The sequence below is a fragment of the Candidatus Thiodictyon syntrophicum genome, assembly GCF_002813775.1.
Classification (GTDB): domain Bacteria; phylum Pseudomonadota; class Gammaproteobacteria; order Chromatiales; family Chromatiaceae; genus Thiodictyon; species Thiodictyon syntrophicum.
This window is the reverse complement of sequence record NZ_CP020370.1, coordinates 5130539-5152088: the sequence shown is the minus strand read 5'-3', so window position 1 is coordinate 5152088 and position 21550 is coordinate 5130539. Positions and strand designations below refer to the sequence as shown.

The following is a 21550-nucleotide window of genomic DNA, read 5'->3' as shown; positions in this document are numbered from 1 at the left end:
ATGGCCGCCGATGCCGGGGGCGCGCTGCCCTATTGGCGCCTCTCGGCCAGCTATCTCTTCTACTTTGCCGCCCTGGGCGCCCTGGTCCCCTACTGGGGCCTGTATCTCCAGTCGCGTGGGTTCGATGCCTTGGCGGTCGGCCAGTTGATGGCGATCCTGGGGGCCACCAAGATCGTCGCCCCGCTGCTGTGGGGGCACTGGGCGGACCGCGCCGGCCGGCGGATGCCGCTGGTGCGCCTCGCGAACCTGGGCACCGTGCTGGTCTTCGGCAGCGTCTTCATCGCCGATGGGTTCTGGACCATGGCGGCGGCCATGACGCTCTTCAGCTTCTTCTGGAACGCCTCCCTGCCGCTCCTGGAGTCCGTCACCTTCAATCACCTGGGGGTGCGGCCGGCGTATTACGCGCGGGTGCGTCTGTGGGGGTCCGTGGGCTTCATCCTGGTGGTCGGGGCGCTCGGTCTGCACCTGGAGCAGGCGTCGCTGGCGAGCGTGCCGCTGTGGGTCCTGACCCTGTATCTGGGGACCTTGCTCAGCACCCTGCTGGTCCCCGACAGCCCGCCCGCCGCGGGGGCCGGTCCCGCCCCGGCGCTGCGCCTGCTGCTGCGCCGCCCCGAGGTCCGGGCCCTGCTCGGGGCCTGCTTCCTGATGCAGTTGAGCCACGGCATCTATTACGCCTTCTACTCGATCTATCTCAAGTCGGCCGGCTATTCGACCGGGGCAATGGGGGGGCTCTGGGTCTTCGGGGTGGTGGCGGAGGTATTGGTCTTTCTGATCATGCATCGCCTGCTGCGGCGCTTCGGGGCGCGCCGGGTGCTGCTCTGGAGCCTGGGGCTGGGGGCGCTGCGCTGGCTCCTGATCGGCGCCTTCATCGGCAGCCTGCCGCTCCAGGTCCTCGCCCAGAGTCTCCATGCCGCCAGCTTCGGCACCTTTCATGTCGCCGCCATCCATCTCATCCATCACTACTTTCCGGGCCCCACCCAGGGGCGCGGCCAGGCCCTCTACAACAGCCTGAGCTTCGGTGCGGGCGGCGCGGCCGGCAGCCTGATCGGCGGTGCCTTGTGGGTCACGCCAGGGCCCTTCGCGGCCTTCGGGGTGGGGGCCATCGCCGCGCTTTTGGGGCTTTGGGCGGCGTGGCGTTGGGTGGATTTGGGGCGGCGGTACTGATTATCCTGGGCTATCCTGTCGCCGTGGGCGGCAGCGCAGAGGATGACATGAAAACCGATCCGTCGATTTATGAGGAGTTGCTCGAACCCTCACGCAAGATTGTAGACGGCGCTTTCGCCCCGTCCGAAACGTTTTTCCGGATCTGCAGGCTCATACCAACGGTCAGCGACGGAATAAACGTTCGGAACGGGGCGAATGCCCCGTCCCGCCGCGGTTGATGGGGCATACCCCGTCCGGCTCGAAGTTCTATTCCGTGTCGCGGACCCGCGGGCCCGCAGTCATGCCGCCTGGGCCCCGCACAAGTTCACGCGGATCTGAATCTCCTCCCAGGGCACCCACAGGAGCCCCGCGCCAGTCTTCTCCACCAGCCCCAGGTCCAACAGTTCAAGCGTGTCGGCGTGCACATCGGTTTCGTTGCGCCCCAGGCGTCCAGCCAGCGCCTCGATGGACGCGGGTCCCAGCCCCTTGAGCGCCTCCAGCAGCGCCAGGCGCACCGGGGTGAGTTCGCCAAAGAGTTGGGCCGCGCTGGAGTAGCCCAGGTGGTAATCCGCCTCCGGCACCGCCTGACCAGCGTCCACCAGGGCCGCAACCTCCAATGCCCGCTGGAAATACTCTCCGCGACGCGGGATCTCGACAATCGCCTTAGACATAAGCATCTCCCGCCAGGCGCCGTACGTCGGCGCGAAAATCCGCGAGCAGCCGCGACAGGGTCGTGAACAGATAGGGCCCCTCGCGCAGGTGGCGTGCCGGTGGTCCCCCTTGCCCGCCTCGTTGTCGTAACGCACCAGGCAGCGCCCGTTGCGCCCGCAGTACAAGCGGTACTTCAGCCCGTGCGGGCGCTCCGTCGAGGCCGCCGGTAAGCGCCAGACCACCAATTGCACCAGGGTGCCGTCGGGCCAGACCTCTTTGGACTCAATGATGCGCCTGGCCTTCATCCCTTGCACGATAGGCAATAGCGGGCAGGTTCGCAACCGTCTCGCACGCTGCCGCGGCCTCGTCGCGGCGCAAGCCGCTCCCACAGCGCCGCTGCGCGACATCAGGGTAAAGTATCGGCCTCCTGTCCCCTGGGGACCGCAACGACGATCAAGGACGCCATACCGATCAAGCCCCGTAGGGTCCGACGGCTTCCCGGGCACTCTCCGCAACATCCGTGTATCAACCGTCCCTGTCAATCCCTGGGAACAGAACATACAAGGGTCCGCCGTGCGGACCGGTCGGCACCGGTGGGGCGGCGCGACGCAGGAGCACCCCAGCGCCAACACCGGTCCGCGCAGCGGACCATACGCGCTGAGCACCGAAATGGCGGAACCGCCAGCGCGTTCCGCCCCCCGCCGACAAGCGGAAACCAAGGACCAGCCGCGGCGCACCACCTTGACCCCCGTCATGATATAGTCAGATGAGCAACTCGTCTGGAGGTACTGATGCAAACACTCAGCGTGGCGGCGGCGAAGGCGCGTTTGTCTGCCGTGTTGGCCCAGGTTGAAGCGGGCGAAGAGGTCATCATTACACGGCGCGGTGTTGCAATCGCGCGCATTGTGGCGGAACCCGCGGTCCGGGTCCCGCAATTCGATCTCGCCGAACTGTTCGCATTCGTCGACGGGCAGCCCATGCATAGCGGTGCCGGTGCCGGTCAATTTGTCGGTGACATGCGGGCCGACGCGCGTTTCTGATGCGTCGCTATCTCGGCGCACTGCGCTTGCAGGTGGTGAATCTCGAATCAGAGGATTTCGCTGTCGCCGCGGGAATGTCTGACCATAGCGCGATTGCGCTGCGGGCCGGCGATGCATTGCATTGCGCCGTATGCACACGCTTGGGGACGCGCCTCGCCACCTTCGACGTCGGACTGGCCGCGGCGGCTAACCAACATGGCGTATCAACGGACTTGCTGACGGTCCCGTAATGGCGCTGATTCCAGCCATCAGCCACCCGCCGAAATGGCGGATGCCGTAGGGCGGATGCCCGCAGGGCGATCCGCCATCACCCGCGGACCGAAAGGCGGAACCGCTATCGCGTTCCGCCCTACGCGGGCTAGGGACTGAGCCAGATACGCTCAAAGGGCCGTCCGTCTGGTGTACGAAGCATATCGAAGTCGCGCCGATCCGTCGTCAGGATGCGGTTGCTGCGCTCGATCCCAGCCAGCCAAACCAAGCAGGCATCTGCCAGATCGATCTCATGCTCGCCGAAGCGGTCCAGGATCGCCATGATGGTCGGCAGGTGTTCATTCTCAATGTGGCGTAGCCGCAGGGCACCACGCCGAATCCATTCCAAGAACGCGGTCTTGCCGCGGACATCAAGGAAGAAGCAGGTTTCGACGACCGTCGGCCACACACTCACCAACAGGACCCGCTCGGGTCTGAGGGTCTGAGCCAACACCGCCTTGGCGCTTGCGTGTAGTGGGTCCTTGGCATTGAACAGGGCGACGAGAAAGCCGGTGTCAACCAGAACGGTACTTGGCATGCAAGCGCTCCCAGATCTGCCGCCGCAGCGGATCCGTCGGCGGCTCAGCGGCACCCCCAAGATCGAAGAGGTCCGCGCCGAGGACGTAGGCGTCGTCGGGCATCGGCTCCGGGCTGGTCAGCCAGGCATCCAAGCTGCGCTTCACCGCATCGCTCTTACTGCACCCGTGGCGGCGACAGACCTCGTTCAAGCGCCGCTGAGTCTCCTCGTCGATGCGTACCGATGGCATGTGTTGACCCTCAAACTTGACTGGATAACGGTAGTGCAGCACGCCGCGTCCAAGTTGGCAAGAGCAGATGGCGCAACTTCCTGCGGCGTTCTGCCCGCGGGGTTGATGCAAGCCCCGCGTCCTTGGAAGCAGTGAGTCTGGAAGCTCCCGCACCACTGACCGATATCGCGTTTTGCCCGACCCGGGCTCAGCCGCGTCCCGCCCGCCGCGGGATCGAGCGATCGATCGATTTCTGGACCTCGAGCGGGATTGAGATCGCCACGAAGCGGTCGGCCGCGTAGAGATAATCCTCGCCACTCTCGTCGATCACCCGAAAATCCCCATCGGCCAGCGCGTCCTCGTCGGGAACGACCGGGTAGATCTTGTGCAGTTCGAGGGACGCGGGATAGTCGCGATTGTCGATACAGACGACAAATTGAATAGAAGCAACAGGTTGGTCTGTCATGATCAGTCCAGATAGCGTTCTCGCTTCAGCTCGCGTTTGCCGATTCCGCCCGACACGGGCTCGGTCCCGCCCGCAGACGCCGAGGTTCCAGCCTATCACGCTCGAACGCTCACGCAGGATGCCGGACGGGGCATTCGCCCCGTCCGAAACGTTTTCTCCGGATCTGCGGGCTCATACCAACGGCCAGCGACGGAATAAACGTTCGGGACGGGGCGAATGCCCCGTCCCGCCGGGGTTGATGGGGCATACCCCGTCCGGCGCGAGGCAAACGCCCTCTCCCACTCGGGGACACCCGTCCGGCCCGCACGAACCCCGTCGGGTGGAGGCCGGGACCCGGTGGGAGCGGCTTCAGCCGCGACGCGCTCTCGCACGCAGCCGTGGCCTGGTCGCGGCTGAAGCTGCTCGGGCGCGCGACACCCCAGGAGCGATATCACCAAGAACAAGCATACAATGTCCAGACCAAACGGCGCGCAACCTGAGGCGAGGTGTCAGATGCCCTCCTTACCCCCAACCACGGCCAACGCTGAGCCCCTGACTCTACCTGTCAACCTCAGGGTGCGGAGAGCTATCCGCGACCTGATCGATCAAGCGGCCAAGAGCCAGGGTCGGTCACGCGCCGAATTCATGATCGACGCCGCCCGGCGGGCAGCCGAGGAAGCCTTGCTCGATCAGACCCTCGTCAGGGTCGATCGGCAGACCTATGAACAGTTCCTGACAGTGCTTGACCAGCCGCCTGGCGGCGAAGGCTTCGACCGGTTGATGCAGGCCCCGAGTCCTTGGAAGCAGTGAGTCTGGAAGCTCCCGCACCACTGACCCAAGCGCATCGGATCGACCGCTTTTCCTTCGGAGACGGCTGCCGCCTTTTATACGCATCACGGTTTCGTCGCATCACTGACCAACCCGTTGACGTTGGTTTTATCATTGCAGAAGTAGTAGACCCGATGGCGGAACCGCCTTCGGCGTTCCGCCCTACGCGGGTTCGCCGAGCGCCGCACCCCAGTGGGGAGCGGCCTATCCGCAGAACGCAACGCTGCGTTCGCTTGCGAGGCCGCGCCGCACTGGGGTGCGGCGCTCCCATCGTCCGAGCGGACTCACGCGCGCGCGTGCGCTCCCCGGTGCGGCTCGGCCGGGGTTATGATCAAGGCCCAGCTTGTCACGCGCGAACGCTCACGCAGGATGCCGGACGGGGCATTCGCCCCGTCCGAAACGTTTTCTCCGGATCTGCGGGCTCATACCAACGGTCAGCGACGGAATGAACGTTCGGGACGGGGCGAATGCCCCGTCCCGCCGCGGTTGATGGGATATACCCCGTCCGGCTCGAATGGCGGAACTGCTGGCGCGTTCCGCCCGACGCTGGCTCGGTCCCGCCCGCAGACGCCGAGGTTCCAGCCTGTCACGCGCGAACGCTCACGCAGGGTGCCGGACGGGGCATTCGCCCCGTCCGAAACGTTTTCTTCGGATCTGCGGGCTCATACCAACGGTCAGCGACGGAATGAACGTTCGGGACCGGGCGAATGCCCCGTCCCGCCGTGGTTGATGGGGCATCTCCCGTCTGGCGCGAGTTCTGCCCGACGCGGGCTCGGTCCCGCCCGCGGACGCCGATGTTGCAGCCTGTCACGCGCGAACGCTCGCGCAGGATGCCGGACGGGGCATTCGCCCCGTCCGAAACGTTTTCTTCGGATCTGCGGGCTCATACCAACGGTCAGCGACGGAATGAACGTTCGGGACGGGGCGAATGCCCCGTCCCGCCGTGGTTGATGGGGCATCTCCCGTCTGGCGCGAGTTCTGCCCGACGCGGGCTCGGTCCCGCCCGCGGACGCCGATGTTGCAGCCTGTCACGCGCGAACGCTCACGCAGGATGCCGGACGGGGCATTCGCCCCGTCCGAAACGTTTTCTCCGGATCTGCGGGCTCATACCAATGGTCAGCGACGGAATAAACGTTCGGGACGGGGCGAATGCCCCGTCCCGCCGGGGTTGATGGGGCATGCCCCGTCTGGCTCGAAGTATACCCGTCCGGCTCGAAAGCTTGACAGTCAGAATCGGTAATTCAGCTTTGCGCCATACTCCCCGCGCCGATACGTATCCCAGTCGGTGTAGTGCTTCCACGCATCCCGCAACGCATCTAGCGGGTTACGCAAGGCATCCTTAATGTTAATGTCGGGTGATGGGATACGATGGGTCCAATCTATATCGCAGACTTTGGCTGGCCGTTTGGATTTATGCGAAGAATCCTCAATGCGATCAATGATCGTTGAGTCGTCTATACCTGGATTGACCAGATCATAATAGTCTTGCAGGCCGTTACCAAGATCCCAGGGCTGATACAGGTCCAGCGCGGACAGGCCGCTAGCATCGGTTCCGTTCACGGGGTCACTTAGGACGTAGGAGTAAAGTCCCATTGCACCACCGAGAAATGAGATCGGATCTTTCACTACCCATCTACCCAGCCCTGCATCATAATCTCGCGCCCCAAACCGCACCAGCCCCGTATCCCGGTCATACACCCCCCCAGCAAACCCAAACGGCTGGAACCCCGGATTGTTGTCGAGCAGCACGTTGCCCCAGGCGTCATAATCCATCCGCTGTATGATCGCGCCGGTTGCGGCATTGACGACCAGCCGCGGGCTGCCGAGGTGGTCGGTGATGAGCCGGTAGGTCACGCCGCCTTTCACCATGTAATCGGGCACATTGACCCGGGTGGCGTAGACGAACCGGCTGACGATGTTGCCGGCACCATCGAGTTGCGCCAGCGGTTTGAGCTGGTCCTGGTAGAGAAAGCCCTGAGTCAGGACGCCATTGACCTTCTTGCCGATCCGCCGGTTCTTGCCGTCGGTGACATAGTCGATGACCGTACCGCCAGGCAGCGTAACCTGCCGCAGATTGCCGAGCACGTCGTAGCCGTAGCGGGTGACGCTGGCCCCCTGCGTCTTGGTCAGCAACTCCCCGTTGGCAGTATAGGCATAGCCGGCCCCCTGGTAGTCGAGCAACCGGTCCTGATCGTCATAGTGGGCAACCTCCAGCCCATTGACCTGGGTCCGGTTCCCGTTGTCGTCATAGCCCCAGGTGGTCTGGACCACGCCGTCCTTTCTGACCTCCACCAGGCGGCCGGCGTCGTCATAGCCGTAGCCATCGGTGCTGGTCACGCCGCCGATCGTCTCGGTCTTTTCGACGATACGGCCGAGCTTGTCGCGGGTGTAGCCGATGTCGAGCAGCGCGGCGCCGGCCTGGGCGGCGGCGTAGGTCTTGGGTTCGCCGAAGCCGTTGTAGGTCCAGGTGTCGGTGACACGGCCCAGGGTGCTGCCGGTGAGCAGGCCGTGCTGGGCATTGCGGGTCAGGGTGAGTGCCCCGGCCTGGGTGAGCAGGCTGTCCGGGTCGTATTGGTAGGCGATGGGGTTGGCGCCGTTGACGCTGACGGAGGCGATGCGGAAGTCGTTGTCATAGCCGAAGCCGATGCTGCCGACGACCGTGCCGGTCCAGGTGGCGCCGGTCAGGAGTGAGCCGTCGTAGGTGAGGCCCAGGGCGCCGCCGTCCGGGGCGGTGATCCGGTTGAGGCGGCCGGTAGTCGCGTGATAGCCGTAGCTCAGGGTCCCCTCGGGGACGGTGAGGGTCTTCAGGCGTCCGGCGGTGTCGTAGTCGAGGTCCACGGACAGGCCGTCCGGGCGCAGGACGCGGGTGAGTTGCTTGTCCAGGTTGTAGCTGTAGTGGGTGCTGTTGGTGCCGGCGCCGACCTCGGGCGGGGTGTAGTCGGCGGTCAGGTCCACCGGGGTGTAGCTGAAGCCGTGTTCGGGTCGGCCGGGGGGCGTCAGCGCTGTCAGGTTGCCCTTGGCGTCATAGCCGAACTGGACCTGGCGACCATCGGGGAAGGTCTGGCGGGTGACGCGCCCGGCGAGGTCGTAGGCGAAGGCGGCGGTGCGGTCGAGTGCGTCGGTGATGCCTGCCAGATAGCCGTCGGTGTCGTAGGCGAAGGTCACGGCGCGGGCCTCGGGGCCGGTGCCCTGGGTGAGGGTCTCCAGGCGCCCGCGGGTGTCGTAGGTGTAGGCGACGGGCTCGAGACCCGCGGTCTGGGTCTGGGTCGGGCGGCCGAGTGTGTCGCTGACGGTCGTGGAGACCCGGCCCGCCGGGCTGGTGCTGGTGGTGGTGCGGCTCGCGGCGGTGTAGAGGCTGGTGGAGGCGCGGCCGTTGGTGGTGACGGTGTCGGTCAGGGTTACCAGGCTCAGCGGATCGTTCGGGTTGGTGAGATTCGCGCTGCGCGTAGTGGCGATGGTCGCGGTCCGGCCGCCGGGGGTCACGACCGTCTGGCTGGTTACCGGGGCGGACATGCCGAAGCGCGGGTCGGGTCCGCGGGTAAGGGAGGAGACTGTGCCGTCCGCCGCGGTGCTCGTGGTCTTGCCGTCGGTGCCGGTGACGGAGACGGTCTGGGTACCGTCCGGCTGGGTGACGGTGCGGCGTTGGTCGCCGATGGTGAGGTCTTCGAGCTTGTAGACGGTGGCAGCGCCCTCGGCCGTCGTGACCGTGACCGCGGTTCCGGGTGGGCTTTCCTGGACCGTGCGCGTGAGGGTCTGGCTGCCGCCCGCGGCATTCGAGTCTTGCACCAGCCGCCCGGCTGCATCGTAGGTCATGTTGGACGCCTGACCGCGCGGGTCCTCGAAGCGGGTCAGGAGGCCGTCGGTGGTGTAGGCCATCCGGTGGGCTTCGCCCGCCGGGTTGGTGATCGTCGCCAGATAGCCGTTGGCGTCCTGGGTCAATTCGGTGCGCTGGCCTTCGGGGCTGATGATCGCCGTGGGGTCGCCCGCGCCGTTGCGCTCGATCCGGGTGATGTTGCTGGAGCCATCGGTGATGGAGATCAAGCGCCCTTTCGGGTCGTAACCGAAGGTATGGAGCGTGCCGCCGGTTAGTGCGTCTTGGGTGCGCAGGTGTCGGCCGGATTGATCGAACTCGTAGACTTCGGTTCCGTCGGCGGAAGCGGCGAACAGCGAGAATCCCCCAGGGGTTGCCGCGACACGGCGGATGCGGTGGTTTGAATAATCCGTGATGTATAACGAACCGTCCGATGCGATGGCGACACTCATTGGGCCGTTGATTCGCGCAGCCATCGCAGGACCACTGTCGCCGGAGAACCCTGCGGCACCATTGCCCGCCAGCGTAGAAATCAGTCCCTCCGGACCGACACGCCGGATGCGATTACCGCCGTACTCTGCCACATACGCCGCAGTGTCAGAGCCTATTGCGAGTCCAGACGGACCCTGCATCGCTGCTTCGGTTGCTGGGCCACCGTCGCCTGAGAAACCTGATGCCCCGCTGCCCGCCACTGTGGTGATGGTGCCGTCTTGTGCCACCCGGCGGATACGATTACTAAAGTAGGTTGAGATTAAAACAGCGCCGTCAGAGCCGATTTGCACATCGCTTGGGCCATGCAGGCTCGCCTCGATAGCTGGACCGCCATCGCCGGAGAATCCCGGAACGCCGTTGCCTGCGTAGGTGGTAGTGATACCATCCATTCCTATTCGTCGGATGCGCTGGTTGCCTGTGTCTGCAATGAAAAAGCTACCGTCGGAGCCGATAGCAATAGCCTCTGGGTAATTTAGGGTCGCTAAACTCGCAGGGCTTCCGTCACCGGAGAATCCAGCGACGCCAGTGCCAGCTGCCGTTGTAATGACGCCGTCCTTTCCTACTCTACGGATTCGGTGATTGGAGTAGTCCGCGACGAACAAGGCGCCATCGGAGTTGAAAGCGAGGCCAAGTGGCGAATTTAGCTTCGCTACAGTTGCCGGCCCGCCGTCTCCGGAAAAGCCCGGGGTGCCAGTGCCAACGATGGTTGTTATGACTCCATTCAGATCAATACGCCTGACACGGTGATTGAGTCGATCCGAGAAATAGAGGTCACCATTGGCGCTGACGGCAATACCTGATGGGTTACGCAGGCTCGCCGCTGTCGCTGGCCCTCCGTCGCCGGAGAAGCCCTGGGTGCCATTGCCGCCCACGGTCGTGATGTTCGCTCCGAAGGCATCGGCGCGACTCTCAGTCGCGTCTCCCCTCACCAGTAAGCCCCGCGCCGCATCCAAGCGATGGTGTGCACTCAAACTCCAACTAGCCAGGGCCGCTCCGTCCGCACCAGCAGCGCCCAACTCAACCTCTGAGGTCTGTTCAAGACCGATCTCCGAACCCTGGCGCCGAATAGTCGTTGGCTGGCCAGATGTCAGGCCAAAGCTCCGCGTAAAGGCTGTTGGGCTTGCATAGTAGACGGCATCGTACACATAGCTCACGGTGACACTGGCCTTCCGCTTGCCGGCCACGGGCCGGCCAAAGGCATCTCTGCCGTCCCAAGTGTAGGCGATGCGCTGGTTGGGCAGCGGCGTAAAGGTCTGATCGAGCCTCCTGCCACCAACCCAGATAGCGAGCTTGATCCGCTTGACACCGGGCGGTAACACGGCCTTTGTCAGATCGACTTTGAGGCTCCGGCCGGCCGCATAACCTGGCGTACGCTGACTCTGATAGTGCAGGCTGAAGGGCGTGCCGGTGATTGGGACCGCCTCGCCCAAGGTTTGGGGCTCGCAGGCGATGATCGAGCCGCCGAGCTTGCAGGAGTCGTCTTTCGGGTCTGGTTGATCCGGGCCGGCCACCGGGCCATCAGGCCCGTCCGCCCCTGCAGGCGGACCATAGGGCCAGTTACAGTCCCAAGGCGTGAAGTGGTCCAGCGGGACGCGCCACAGGCTTTGCCCTGCGCTATAGATCTCCGCGAGCTTGACCCGTTCGGCGTTGTCGATACCAAGCGTCGCCAAGACCGCCGGGGTATCCGCGGTCCCATTGCCGTCCGTATCCAGATCGGCCATCCCGCTGGTGACGCTGACGACCTTGATCACCCGCCCATTCAGCGCCGGAATCCACTGCCCTTTGATCCGATCGTAATACCCCACCGGCACCGGCGACCCGACCGGGAAGCCGAGGAAGTTCTCGACATAATAAGGAACGGGCTGGCTCAAAGCGACTGACGTAGCACCCGCCGCCAGCGCCTCATCCGCGCTGATCTCAACCGCGTAGGTATAGCCGCTGGTAGGCGGCAGCTTGGCGGGCATGGCCTGGGGCCCGTCCGGGCCGATGGTGTATTCGGTCACGCGCACATGCAGGCTCGAAAGCGGCTGGGTGCTGCCGTCGGGCAGGACCATCTGGGCCGTGGTTCCAGGGGTGAAGAGCATGGTCGCCTGCCGCGTACCATCGCCGTCGGTGCTGGGGCTGCCGCGAACGACCTGGATGCCGGCGGGGGCGCTGAGGTCAATCGCCGTAACCACCGGATCGAGCGTAACCAGCGAGCAATCCGGCGCAAAGGCATAGTCCTGCCAAGGCGTCTGGACCTGCCGCTGGGCGGTCAGGAATCCGGCCTTTTCGTAGACCAGGGTGAGCAGGCCGCCGCCATTGACCACGAGGTCGAAGGCCCCGTCGGCGCGGCTCAAGGTCTGGCCGAGTTCGGGGTGGTCCAGGACGCGGATGGTGACGCCCGGCAAGGGGTTCTTGGCGCGGTCGAAGACCTGGCCGCGGATGACGGCGGCGCGCCGCTCCTCGATGGTGTCGGCGGCGACACCGGTCTGGACCGCGTTCGGGCCGGTGTAGAGGAATTCGGTGGCGGTCCCGAATTGGGTCGTCACCGTCGGGTCGAGCGGCGGCGCCACGGTCTCCGGATTGGGCGGCAACCCCTGATCCGGGCCGAGCGAGACGCTCAGATCGACCGCGGTCCCCAGGTCCACCAGGGTTCCGGCCGCCAGGCCTTGGGCAAGCACCTCGCCGTCCGGGTGCGCGGTGTCGTGCCGGTAGCTCAGGGTGCCGAGACCGAGCTTGGCCTCGGCGACCAGGGCCATGGCGGCGGCCCTGGTCTGGCCCACCAGGGTGGGGACCAGGGTCTGGTCGGTCCCCGACGCGACGGTAATCTCAAAGGGCTGGGCGGCGCTGCCGCCGTGGCCATCGACGACGCGCACGCCGACGGCGACCGGTGAGGCGGCGGCATCGGACGCGGCCGGGGTCCACTGGATGAGGCCGGTGACGGGGTCGATCGCCATGGCGGCGGGGCCGGCGCTCAGGCTGTAGGTCAGGGTGTCGCCGTCGGCGTCGGTGGCCGCGACGGCATAACTATACGGCTGGCCGACGGTGGCCTGGGCGGGCGCGGTCGAGTCGATCCGCGGGGCCTGGTTGGGGGGCGGCGGGGTGACCGTGACGGTGAGGGTCGCGGGGGGGACGCTCGCGAGCTTGCCATCCGAGACGATGAGTTGGACGAGATAGGCCCCGGGCAGGTCCGGCACCAGGGTGGCGGTGGCGGCGGCCGTGTCGAAGAGGTCCGGGGCGGCGTCGTCCGGGACGCTGGTCAGGGACCAGGCGAAGGTCAGCGGGTCCTGGTCGGCATCGGTCGAGCAACTGACGAGGTCGATTGCGGTGCCCACCTGGGCGGGCGGCACTGCGACGATGCAGGCCAGGGGGCGGGAGTTCTCGGTGGAGACGGTGACGGTGTCCGGGTCGCTGTCGAGCTTGCCGTCATTGACGATGAGCTGGCCGAGGTAGGCACCGGGCAGGTCGACCTCGAAGCTCGGCGCGCTCAGGGTGGCGCCGCTCAGCGTCGCGGCGCTGCCCGACGGGGCGGTGAGCGACCAGAGCCAGGTCAAGGGGTCGCGGTCGACATCGTGGGAGGCGCCGCCGTCCAGGGTGACGGTGGTGCCGACGAAGACGGACTGGTCGGGGCCGGCGTCGGCGACCGGTTGGGAGTTCTCCGTCGTCACGGTCACGCTGTCGGCGGCGCTGGCGCCGTGGCTGTCGGTGACGGTGAGGCCGAGGTCGTAGTTGCCGAAGCGGTCCAGGGTGAAGCTCGGGTTGAGCGCGGTCGGGTTGGAGAGGACGGCAGCGCTGCCGGGGGCGCGGGCGAGGAAGGACCAGTCGAAGGTCAGTGAATCGCCGTCCGGGTCGGTGGAGGCACCGGCGTCCAGGGTGATGCCGGTGCCGACGGCGGCGGTCTGGTCGGGGCCGGCGTTGGCGACCGGGGGCCGGTTGGGGGCATCGGTCTCGACGCGGAAGCCGTGGGTCAGTTTCGCGCGGGTTGCCGGAAAGCCGATGCGCAGGCGGTTGGTCCGGGCCCCGGGGGCGAGGCTGAAGTCCGGCGCGGCGGAGATGCTGAACCAGGGCTCACCGGCGGGCGTGGTGCCCTGGGCGTTCTGGACGGCGAGGCTCGATTGGGTGACGACGAGGCGGGTCGGGCCGGTCAGCGGAGCGGGGCTGTCGTTGCGCAGGTTGGCATAGACGCTGTATTGGTTGTTGATGCGGTCGAAGACCGGGAGCGTGGTCTCGACGGTGATGCCGGTGCGGGGGGCGAAGTCGGCAATGGCGGCCGGGGGTGCGGCGAGGCCGGCGAGGAGGGTCCACCAGAGGGCGGCGAGGAAGGCGAGGGGCTTGTGCAGCAGGCGGCGGCCCGAGGGGTCTGCGCAGTAGGCGGGGCATCCGGTGGACATGGCGGGCTCCTGGGCTGGGGCTGGGCTTAGCGGCCTTGGGGATTGGTGGCGGTGGGGGATTTACCGGGCCTGCCGGGCTGTTCCGGGGGGCGGCGACGGATTAAACGTTAGGGACGGGGTGGATACCCCGTCCCGCGCCGGTGGATACCTCTCCGGGCCGGACGGGGCATTCGCCCCGTCCGAAACGTTTTCTCCTGGTCCTGCGGGCCCGCGGCACACATCGGCGACGGAATAAACGTTCGGGACGGGGCGAATGCCCCGTCCCGCCGCGTACTCCCGCCCCGTACCCCGTCCCGCCGCGGTTGGTGGGGCATACACCGTCCCGCAGCGGTGACGGGTGGATACCCCCTCCCCCGTCCCCTCCCGCCTCTGCCGCACGCGGCGCGCGAGCAGCGGTAGGCCCAGCAGGACCAGGGCGAGCGGGGCCGGGGCCGGGGCGTCGAAGAACTGGGTCAGGGCGGCGTTGCTGAACTGGACGGTGGAGCCGAAGCCGTTCGGCTGACCTGATTCATCGACACCGACGCCGAGTTGGACCTCGAGGAACCAGCCGGTCTGGTTGCCGAAGCGGGTCCGGTCGAGCACGGCGCTGTAGGTGCCGCTGTCGTAGAGGCGGCCGGGGTCGATGAGGAAGCCGAGCAGGCCGTCGGCGCCGTAGAGGTTGCCCTGGCCGTCGTTAGAGTGCGACGGAGAAGGTGTCACCGCTCGCGGGGTCGCCGTCCTCGCCGGTGAAGAGCCAATCGAAGGTGAGGCGCATCGCGGCGCCCGGCGACAGGGCGGTGTCCAGTTCCTGCACGAGGGTGTTGGCGAACAGGACGTTGTTCACGGGGGTACTGGCGGTATTGCCGGGGTCGGACCAGTAGTCCGCCTGGAGTTGAGCGGCATAGGCGCCGGGGGGGCCGACGATGCTGAAGTCCGGACTGCCGCCGGGGCCGCCGTCGGTATCGCGGGTCCAGCCGGTGAAGTTACCGGTGGCGAAGTCGCCGTTGGTCAGGCTGACGGCGAGGGCCGCGGGCGCAACGGCCAAGGCCAGCGGGAAGAGCAGGGCCGCGGCTCGGGGGGGGGGGGGGGGCGACATTCCACTTTATGTGTCCTCTCGGCTGCCGTGCTAATGCACAAGGCCGCGGCGACCTTGGATTGCAGGCCCCATGGCGTTGCGTTGGTGCGTCAAACACCGGCCCTTGGTCAGCGGATCACTTGCTGCCGACTAGCCGATGTTGCGCATGGTTTAGCAGAAACGGGAGCTTTTCGCAAGTGGGCGTTGTCGAGTGCGTCTGGTCAGTACACGATGCGATCTTTCGATCCGCTTGTTGAGGATTGGGTTGTCTTAGGCGTGGCCTCGATCAAGATTCCGGCCACTTGGGCGCGCCGGGTGCGTAGTCAGGCCATCTTGGCCTGACACCGTCAGGGCTGGAAGCCCTGACTACGCACTCCGCTGGCCGGGATTACGATCAAAGCCTTAGGCGTCACCCCACTGCCATTGAGTTAAGCCTCACTTCCGGTTCGGCCCGGCCTGGGAGCGCCGCACCCCAGTGCGGCGCGATCTCGCGGATAACCCCGGCGGCGCGGGTTGAGCAGAGGCCTCGCCGCACTGGGGTGCGGCGCTCCCAGTCGCCGTGCGGCTTGGCTTAGTGGCTGGGAGGCGTCACCCCCGAAGATGGCGGAACCGCTGCGCGTTCCGCCCTAGGCCCCAAGGCGCAAGCCGTGGACGCCTGATGGTTGCGAACGCGGCCCCGAGTCGCGGAGCATCCCCGCGGTCGGCCGGGGCACCTGCCGTCCGCGGATCGGCTGGCTTCGGCAGCTTTCCGCATCGCCCGCCGCAGGACGCGTGCTATGCTTAACTATCCGCCCTTGTATCCGCGGCGATCAGGGCGAACTTCTCAAATAAATACTATTGCTTGGGCGCCTACACAGCGGGTGCGCCGCGCATTGCTGCGCAGCCCCCGGACCGGGTCAGCGACTGCATGGCGTTGCGTGTACCCCTGAGTCTTCCGCGTCCTTGCCTTACCCGCCTCGCACGCGGTCTAACGAATCAGGTCAGGATCATGCACGAGTTTCACGGTCCCTATCGCACCCTTCCGGGGCGTCGCTATCCGCCGGGCGCCACGCTGGAGGACCACGGGGTCAACTTTTCGGTCTACAGCCGCCACGCGTGCGGGGCCGAGTTGCTGTTGTACGCGGCGGCGGACAGCCCCAAGCCCTTCCAGGTCATTCGCCTGGACCCGGAGGTCAATCACAGCTTCTTTTCCTGGCACCTGCTGGTGGTGGACCTGCCGCCCGGCACCCACTATACGTGGCGCATGGACGGACCCAATGACCCGCGCGGTCACGGTTGGCGCTTCGACCCCACGATCGAACTCCTGGACCCTTGGGCGCGGGCGGTGAACATCTGCGACTGGGACCGCCCGCGCCGTGCGGTGGAGGGTGTCCGCCCGCATGATTCACCGCGGGCCGTGGTGCTCGCCGACGAATACGACTGGTGCGGCGACGCGACGTTGCGCGTGCCCTCGGAGCAGATGATCATCTATGAACTGCACGTGGGCGGCTTCACCCGGCACCCCTCCTCCGGCGTGCAGCACCCCGGGACCTTCGCCGGGCTGGTCGAGAAGGTCCCCTATCTGCGGGAACTCGGCATCACCCATGTGGAACTGATGCCGCTGATGGCCTTCGACGAGCAGGACGTACCGGCGGCGGTGGGGGAGGCGGGCCTGAAAAACTTCTGGGGCTACAGCAGCTTCGGCTTCTTCTCGCCCCACCCCGGCTACTGCGTGACGCCGCAGTCGGGCAGCCATCGCCGGGAGTTCCGCGATATGGTGCGGGCCCTGCACAAGGCCGGAATCGGGGTCATCCTGGACGTGGTGTTCAACCACACCTGCGAGGGCAACGCCCGTGGTCCCACCCTGTCCTTCAAGGGCTTCGGCAACGAGACCTTCTATTGCCTGGATCAGCTCGACAAGTCCATGTATCTCGACTTCACCGGCTGCGGCAACACCGTCAACGCCAATCACCCCTTCGTCGCCCGCTATATCCTGGACTGCCTGGAGTATTGGGTGCGCGAGATGCATGTGGACGGCTTCCGCTTCGATCTGGCAAGCGCCATGGCGCGCGACGGGACCGGGCGTCCGATGGAACACCCGCCGGTGCTGTGGGGGATCGAGCTCTCCGATACCCTGGCCGCCGCCAAGATCATCGCCGAGGCCTGGGACGCGGCCGGTCTCTATCAGGTCGGCTCATTCCCCGGTTATCGCTGGATGGAGTGGAACGGGCGCTACCGCGACAGCATCCGGCGCTTCGTGCGCGGCGACCCGGGGCTGATCCCGGAGGTGGCTACACGGCTCGCCGGCAGCAGCGACCTTTATGGGGCGAATCTGCGCCAACCCATCAACAGCATCAACTTCGTCACCTGCCATGACGGTTTTACCCTGTGGGATCTGGTCTCCTACAACGGCAAGCACAACCTGGCCAACCGGGAAGGCAATCGGGACGGTACCGACGACAATCTGAGCTGGAACTGCGGGGTGGAGGGCGAGAGCGCCGACCCCGCGATCCTGGACCTGCGCCGCCGCCAGGCCAAGAACCTGCTGGCGCTCCTGTTCCTGAGCCAGGGCATCCCGATGCTGCTGGCCGGGGATGAGGTCCTGCGCGGCCAGGCGGGCAACAACAACGCCTGGTGCCAGGACAACGCGCTCGGCTGGTTCGATTGGTCCCTGGTGGAGAGCAACCGCGACATGCTGCGCTTCGTGCGCGGCCTGATTGCGCTGCGCAAGCGCCATCCCTCGCTACGGCGCCGCCGCTTCCTGGCCGGCGCGCCCCGGCACGGGGCCGACCAGCCGGACGTGACCTGGCACGGTCCCGAGGTCGGTGACCCGCCGTGGTCGGACCCGGAGGCCCAGGCCCTGGCCTTCACGCTGGCACCCCTGACACCGGCGGAAGAGCCCCTGTACATCGCCATGAACATGGCCGCGGCGGCGCAGCCCTTCGATCTGCCGCCGCTCGCCGGCCAGCTTTGGCATCGCGCCCTGGACACCGGGGCCGGTGCGCTGCTCGACGCGACCAAGCCCGAGGACCAGCGGCCGGTCGCACCGGGGCCGCTCGTGCTGCGCGCGCGCAGCGTGGTGGTGCTGGAGGGGCGGCCGGTGGTTGTTGGTGGGTCTGGTCTCCAGTACCGCGAGCTGTAAGTGCCCGAACCAGTGACCGCGCCACCGCCGTAGGGTGCGCCGTGCGCACCATGGCGCCACCCGAGACCCTGGCCGCGGCGCGCGGGCGCAGCCTCTGAAGGTGCGCGCGGCGCACCCTACATTTGTCCAGTACCGCGAGACGAAACTCCAACGGCATGGATCCCGGCCGCCGCCAGGGTGGAGCGGGCGTACTGCAGCGCCGCTAGCCGGTCCTCGCTGCCGCCAGGGCGCCCCGTCTGGCGCCTGGGCAGTGGCCGTGCGATCATCGCGGCAGTTAGCGCGGCCCCGCCCGGGGTCGGCCGGATGCGTGGTGGAGACGATGACTGGCAGTACGATCTTTCATGCCTTGGGGTTGCACATGCACCAGCCGCCGGGAAACCTGCGCCTGCTGATCGAGGCCAACCCCTGGGAGGCGGAGCAGATCCTGCGCTGCTACGAGCGTCCCGTCCGGTATGCCGCCCGTTATCCGGACGTGGCCCGGCTGCACATCGGGTTTTCCGGTGTCTTGCTGGATCAACTGCTCGACCCGGACATCATCGACCGCTACCGCCACATCCTGGACATCCCCGAGATGCTGGCGCGCTATGCCCAGGCGGACAACATCGAGCTGATCGGCACCGGCCACTTCCACCCGATCTTCCCCCTGATTCCGCAGGCCGACTGGCCCGAACAGTTGGAGCGCGAACGCCTGGTCATGTTGCGCGCCTTTGGCCGCACGCCGCTGGGCTTCTGGCCGCCGGAGATGGCCTTCACCATGGAGATGATCCCGGCCCTGGTCGAGGCCGGCTACGAGTACCTGGTGGTGGACGGGGTGCATGTGCGCCCGGAGGACGGTATCAGCGACGTCTTTCGCCCCTACCAGGCCTGCCATGAGGGGGTCTGCATCACGGTGGTGGCGCGCGACCGCGACGTCTCCAACGCCCAGGAGAGCGGACTCGACGCCAACTGGTTCCAGAACGAGGTCCGCTGGCGCACCGGCGGATCGCCGCGCCCGCACGAGGCGCGCCTGGTCACCACCTGGTCCGATGGCGAGAACGGGGCCTGGTTCCGCCAGTCGGAGGAAGGGGCGGGCTTCTTCGGGCATTTCTTCGCCCCCTACATGGAGCACTTCCGGGGCGGCGAGTATCCGGTCACACCGGTGTCGCTCAGCGCCTATCTGACGAGCAACCCGGCGGTCGCCCGCGCGCAGGTCCAGACGGGGGCCTGGAACCTCGGTACCGGCTCCGGCTATGACTTTTCCCAGTGGGGGGGCAGCGACCAGCAGCGCACGGCCGCGGCCGCGGTCAGCGGCTTGAGCGCCCGCTACTGGGACCTGTGCGAGCGGTGGCCCGCCGGGCGCCCCCATCCGGCCCTGGAGCGCGCCCGCAGTCTGATTCTGGAGGCGCAGACCAGTTGCTTCCTGTTCTGGGGACCGGCCTGGATTCCGCTCCTCTACGAGCGCACCATCCCGGCCGCCGCGGAACTGGATGCGGCCGAGGCGTCACTGAAGTCTGCCGTCCCCGGGACCCCCGGGCATCCGCTCGGCGAGTCGGAGTCCGCGGCCCCAGTCGGCGCCCAGGCGTCGGTGTCACCACCCGCCGCGGCATCGCCGCCAGCCGCAGCCGTGGTTGCGACCACGCAGATCGCCCCCCTCCCGGACTCGACCGCGCCCGCGCCGCACCGCGGTGACGGTGGATGCGGGCCGCAACCGACGTCCGGGCGCTGACGGCCGGTGATCGACCTCGGGGGTGGGGGCGGGCGGTCCGGGTCTGAGCCCATGAGCACCGGCCCGCGGGCGCCCGCCGTGGAGGTCGCGCAGCCCGCGTGCAGCAATGAAGCCGCAGACCCGGACGCGGCGTGCGCGCTGCCGTCCGGTCCCGAACCCGATCCAGGGCCTGATCCGACGATCGGGCCTGCGGCTCCCGCCGCCGCGGCCTTGCCGCCGCGCTTCCCCGGTCGCGACCCTGGGACCGGTCTGGTCCTCTTCGGTGTCGATGGGGCACTGTGTGCACACTGGCGCCTGACGGCGAATGACCTGGAGCGGGCCGGCGGCAGCTTCCCGGGCGAGGGCGGTCGGCCGTGGCCGGTGGTGCGGCTGCGGCGGGTCCGCCCCGGCGGGGGCGCCGATCCGGTGGACCAGGCCGAGCTGGGCGCCGTCGTGCGCGCGGGCGCCGGGGAGACGCGATTCCAGGTCGCGGCGGATCACGGGCTCTATCACGCGGAGCTTGGCCTGACCAATGGGGACGGCGGCTGGTTGATGCTGGCCCGCTCCAACGCGCTGGACAACGTCTCCCAGGTCGGGGTGGACCTGGCGCGGCTGGAGGCGGCCCCGCCGAGGGTCCTGACTGCCCCGGTTCCCCCATCGCCCCCCCCGCCGGTTACCCCGTTGCCGCTGGCGGCGGCGGTGACTGCGCCCCTGGTCTGCCTCACCACCGACGACCAGGAGCCGGCACTCAGGCCGGGGTCCGCGGTTTCCCTGACGGGGTCCTTTCCGCTGGTGGAGCGTTGCGCGCCCCCGCCTTGGGCGCCGGCCCCGGCGCCTGCGACCACGGGGGCGGCCCCGTGGCATGGACCCGCGCCGTCGGTCGCGCTCGACGCGGCCCCCGGGGCGGTGCAAGGGGAGTCCGCGGGATTGCAGCTGATGCTCGGGTTGTTACCCCTGGCCCCCGAGCTCACGCTCCCGCTCGCGCCCATCCCCGCGGCCCGGCACCAGGACGGATGGACCCCGCCGACCTCCGCGCCGGGGCCGCGTCAGCCCGCCTTGGAGGGTCGGCCGCTGCGCCTGCCGGCCCCCGGCGAGCCGGCGGAGGGTCCGGACCTACCCGCCGCGGCGCCACCCGGCGCGCTCGACCTGGGCCCCGCCGGTCCGGCCCAGCCCGCGCCGGTCTTCATGGCCCCCGGCTGGTCCTTGACCTATGAACAGGCCCCGCTGCGGCGCACCGGCCTGGAGCTGGAGGCGCAACTGCGTATCACCGGGCAGGCAGCACCCGGGACCCTGGTCGATCTCTTCGGCCACCCCTTCCGGGTCGGTCCCGGGGGGCGCTTCCAATTGGTCGTGCGGGTGGATGATCCGTCCCTCCTGCGCATGGCATTGTTTCTCAACCCGCCGCCCGAGCTGACCCTGACCAGGGACGACTGAGGCGTTTGCGCTGTGACGGAAAAACCGCATCATCTAGTGCCTGTAAGGCCCCAGTGACCACAACATCTGGGCACAGCGCAAATGCCTCCGACTGAGGTCGGCGTTCGGTCAGGACCCCCAGCGGGTATACTTACCGGCTTAGCGGATCGATGTCAGGGTCTTTCTTGGATAAATACCGCGCCAGGAACAAGCTAAACACGGACACAATCGTTGTCGTTGTCGGCCTCGATCCTAGTCCCGGCCACTGGGAGCGCCGCACCCCAGTGCGGCGCGATCTCGCTGGCGACCGCTGCGTTGCGCGCTGCGGACAGGCCGGGCCGCACTGGGGTGCGGCGCTCCCAGTCGGTCGGCCTGAAGGCCGACCGACACACCACGGTGGCCGGAACGATGAGCGAGGCCTACAACGACAACGACAACGATAACGATAACGATAACGACAACGACAACGAGATTGGCGCAAGTTGCATTCTCTAATAGAC

15 protein-coding genes and 1 pseudogene are annotated in these 21550 nt (G+C 67.4%); 8 read left to right on the top strand and 8 right to left on the bottom strand.

Going from position 1 to position 21550, the window contains the following annotated elements:
* Positions 1–1164 carry an MFS transporter gene (locus THSYN_RS21715; protein ID WP_418219891.1) on the top strand — a complete coding sequence of 388 codons (1164 nt, stop codon included), beginning with the start codon at positions 1–3 and terminating at the stop codon, positions 1162–1164.
* Positions 1165–1442: 278 nt separating this feature from the next.
* On the opposite strand, the gene THSYN_RS21710 is transcribed toward THSYN_RS21715, so the two are convergent.
* Positions 1443–1814: an HVO_A0114 family putative DNA-binding protein gene (locus THSYN_RS21710; protein WP_100920965.1), complete on the bottom strand. Its 372-nt coding sequence runs from the start codon at positions 1812–1814 to the stop codon at positions 1443–1445.
* Positions 1815–1967: 153 nt separating this feature from the next.
* Positions 1968–2099 (bottom strand): annotated as a pseudogene (locus THSYN_RS36115) (toxin-antitoxin system TumE family protein); the annotation flags it as partial.
* A 486-nt stretch (positions 2100–2585) separates the two neighbouring features.
* Between THSYN_RS36115 and THSYN_RS21700 the strand changes: the two are divergent.
* Both THSYN_RS21700 and THSYN_RS21695 read left to right on the top strand, forming a co-directional pair.
* Complete coding sequence (locus THSYN_RS21700) at positions 2586–2834, top strand: type II toxin-antitoxin system Phd/YefM family antitoxin (RefSeq protein WP_100920964.1); 249 nt, start codon at positions 2586–2588, stop codon at positions 2832–2834.
* Positions 2834–3064: a PIN domain-containing protein gene (locus THSYN_RS21695; RefSeq protein WP_100920963.1), complete on the top strand. Its 231-nt coding sequence runs from the start codon at positions 2834–2836 to the stop codon at positions 3062–3064. The genes THSYN_RS21700 and THSYN_RS21695 overlap by 1 nt, the downstream gene beginning before the upstream one ends.
* A 128-nt stretch (positions 3065–3192) precedes the next feature.
* On the opposite strand, the gene THSYN_RS21690 is transcribed toward THSYN_RS21695, so the two are convergent.
* The 3 genes from THSYN_RS21690 to THSYN_RS21680 all read right to left on the bottom strand — a co-directional run bounded on the left by THSYN_RS21690 (position 3193) and on the right by THSYN_RS21680 (position 4295).
* Positions 3193–3621 (bottom strand): type II toxin-antitoxin system VapC family toxin, encoded by a 429-nt coding sequence (locus THSYN_RS21690; RefSeq protein ID WP_100920962.1) that lies wholly within the window; start codon positions 3619–3621, stop codon positions 3193–3195.
* Positions 3599–3850 carry a ribbon-helix-helix protein, CopG family gene (locus tag THSYN_RS21685; protein WP_157817847.1) on the bottom strand — a complete coding sequence of 84 codons (252 nt, stop codon included), beginning with the start codon at positions 3848–3850 and terminating at the stop codon, positions 3599–3601. The genes THSYN_RS21690 and THSYN_RS21685 overlap by 23 nt, the downstream gene beginning before the upstream one ends.
* A gap of 187 nt (positions 3851–4037) precedes the next feature.
* Entirely contained in the window at positions 4038–4295 is a 258-nt protein-coding gene (locus THSYN_RS21680) for a hypothetical protein (protein WP_100920960.1), read from the bottom strand.
* Positions 4296–4787: 492 nt separating this feature from the next.
* On the opposite strand from THSYN_RS21680, the gene THSYN_RS21675 reads away from it, so the two are divergent.
* A complete protein-coding gene (locus tag THSYN_RS21675) occupies positions 4788–5084 on the top strand; it encodes a type II toxin-antitoxin system TacA family antitoxin (RefSeq protein WP_100920959.1) in 297 nt (98 codons plus the stop codon).
* A gap of 1245 nt (positions 5085–6329) precedes the next feature.
* On the opposite strand, the gene THSYN_RS21670 is transcribed toward THSYN_RS21675, so the two are convergent.
* The 3 genes from THSYN_RS21670 to THSYN_RS21660 are packed head-to-tail and all read right to left on the bottom strand — an operon-like array spanning position 6330 to position 14853.
* Positions 6330–13778: an NHL domain-containing protein gene (locus THSYN_RS21670; RefSeq protein ID WP_100920958.1), complete on the bottom strand. Its 7449-nt coding sequence runs from the start codon at positions 13776–13778 to the stop codon at positions 6330–6332.
* Between the two features lie 60 nt (positions 13779–13838).
* Complete coding sequence (locus THSYN_RS21665; RefSeq protein WP_100920957.1) at positions 13839–14477, bottom strand: hypothetical protein; 639 nt, start codon at positions 14475–14477, stop codon at positions 13839–13841.
* The gene (locus THSYN_RS21660; protein ID WP_100920956.1) at positions 14452–14853 is read right to left on the bottom strand and encodes a hypothetical protein; all 402 of its coding nucleotides are present in this window, start codon (positions 14851–14853) and stop codon (positions 14452–14454) included. Before THSYN_RS21660 ends, THSYN_RS21665 begins: the two co-directional genes overlap by 26 nt.
* Before the next feature lie 967 nt (positions 14854–15820).
* On the opposite strand from THSYN_RS21660, the gene glgX reads away from it, so the two are divergent.
* From glgX to THSYN_RS21640, 4 genes are all read left to right on the top strand, one after another.
* Positions 15821–17953: a glycogen debranching protein GlgX gene (gene glgX / locus THSYN_RS21655; protein WP_100920955.1), complete on the top strand. Its 2133-nt coding sequence runs from the start codon at positions 15821–15823 to the stop codon at positions 17951–17953.
* Between the two features lie 319 nt (positions 17954–18272).
* Positions 18273–19658, top strand: a complete 1386-nt coding sequence (locus THSYN_RS21650; protein WP_216644606.1) for a polysaccharide deacetylase family protein — start codon at positions 18273–18275, stop codon at positions 19656–19658.
* A gap of 51 nt (positions 19659–19709) precedes the next feature.
* Positions 19710–21071 carry a hypothetical protein gene (locus THSYN_RS21645; protein WP_100920954.1) on the top strand — a complete coding sequence of 454 codons (1362 nt, stop codon included), beginning with the start codon at positions 19710–19712 and terminating at the stop codon, positions 21069–21071.
* 210 nt (positions 21072–21281) lie between these two features.
* Entirely contained in the window at positions 21282–21545 is a 264-nt protein-coding gene (locus tag THSYN_RS21640) for a hypothetical protein (RefSeq protein ID WP_100920953.1), read from the top strand.
* Positions 21546–21550 lie beyond the last annotated feature (5 nt).

Coding starts and splice junctions, on each gene's coding strand:
- THSYN_RS21700 (WP_100920964.1), top strand. CDS start 2,586: ATGCAAACACTCAGCGTGGCGGCGGCGAAGGCGCGTTTGTCTGCCGTG.
- glgX (WP_100920955.1), top strand. CDS start 15,821: ATGCACGAGTTTCACGGTCCCTATCGCACCCTTCCGGGGCGTCGCTAT.
- THSYN_RS21675 (WP_100920959.1), top strand. CDS start 4,788: ATGCCCTCCTTACCCCCAACCACGGCCAACGCTGAGCCCCTGACTCTA.
- THSYN_RS21690 (WP_100920962.1), bottom strand. CDS start 3,621: ATGCCAAGTACCGTTCTGGTTGACACCGGCTTTCTCGTCGCCCTGTTC.
- THSYN_RS21670 (WP_100920958.1), bottom strand. CDS start 13,778: ATGTCCACCGGATGCCCCGCCTACTGCGCAGACCCCTCGGGCCGCCGC.
- THSYN_RS21680 (WP_100920960.1), bottom strand. CDS start 4,295: ATGACAGACCAACCTGTTGCTTCTATTCAATTTGTCGTCTGTATCGAC.
- THSYN_RS21695 (WP_100920963.1), top strand. CDS start 2,834: ATGCGTCGCTATCTCGGCGCACTGCGCTTGCAGGTGGTGAATCTCGAA.
- THSYN_RS21685 (WP_157817847.1), bottom strand. CDS start 3,850: ATGCCATCGGTACGCATCGACGAGGAGACTCAGCGGCGCTTGAACGAG.
- THSYN_RS21715 (WP_418219891.1), top strand. CDS start 1: ATGGCCGCCGATGCCGGGGGCGCGCTGCCCTATTGGCGCCTCTCGGCC.
- THSYN_RS21660 (WP_100920956.1), bottom strand. CDS start 14,853: ATGTCGCCCCCCCCCCCCCCCCGAGCCGCGGCCCTGCTCTTCCCGCTG.
- THSYN_RS21645 (WP_100920954.1), top strand. CDS start 19,710: ATGAGCACCGGCCCGCGGGCGCCCGCCGTGGAGGTCGCGCAGCCCGCG.
- THSYN_RS21650 (WP_216644606.1), top strand. CDS start 18,273: ATGACTGGCAGTACGATCTTTCATGCCTTGGGGTTGCACATGCACCAG.
- THSYN_RS21710 (WP_100920965.1), bottom strand. CDS start 1,814: ATGTCTAAGGCGATTGTCGAGATCCCGCGTCGCGGAGAGTATTTCCAG.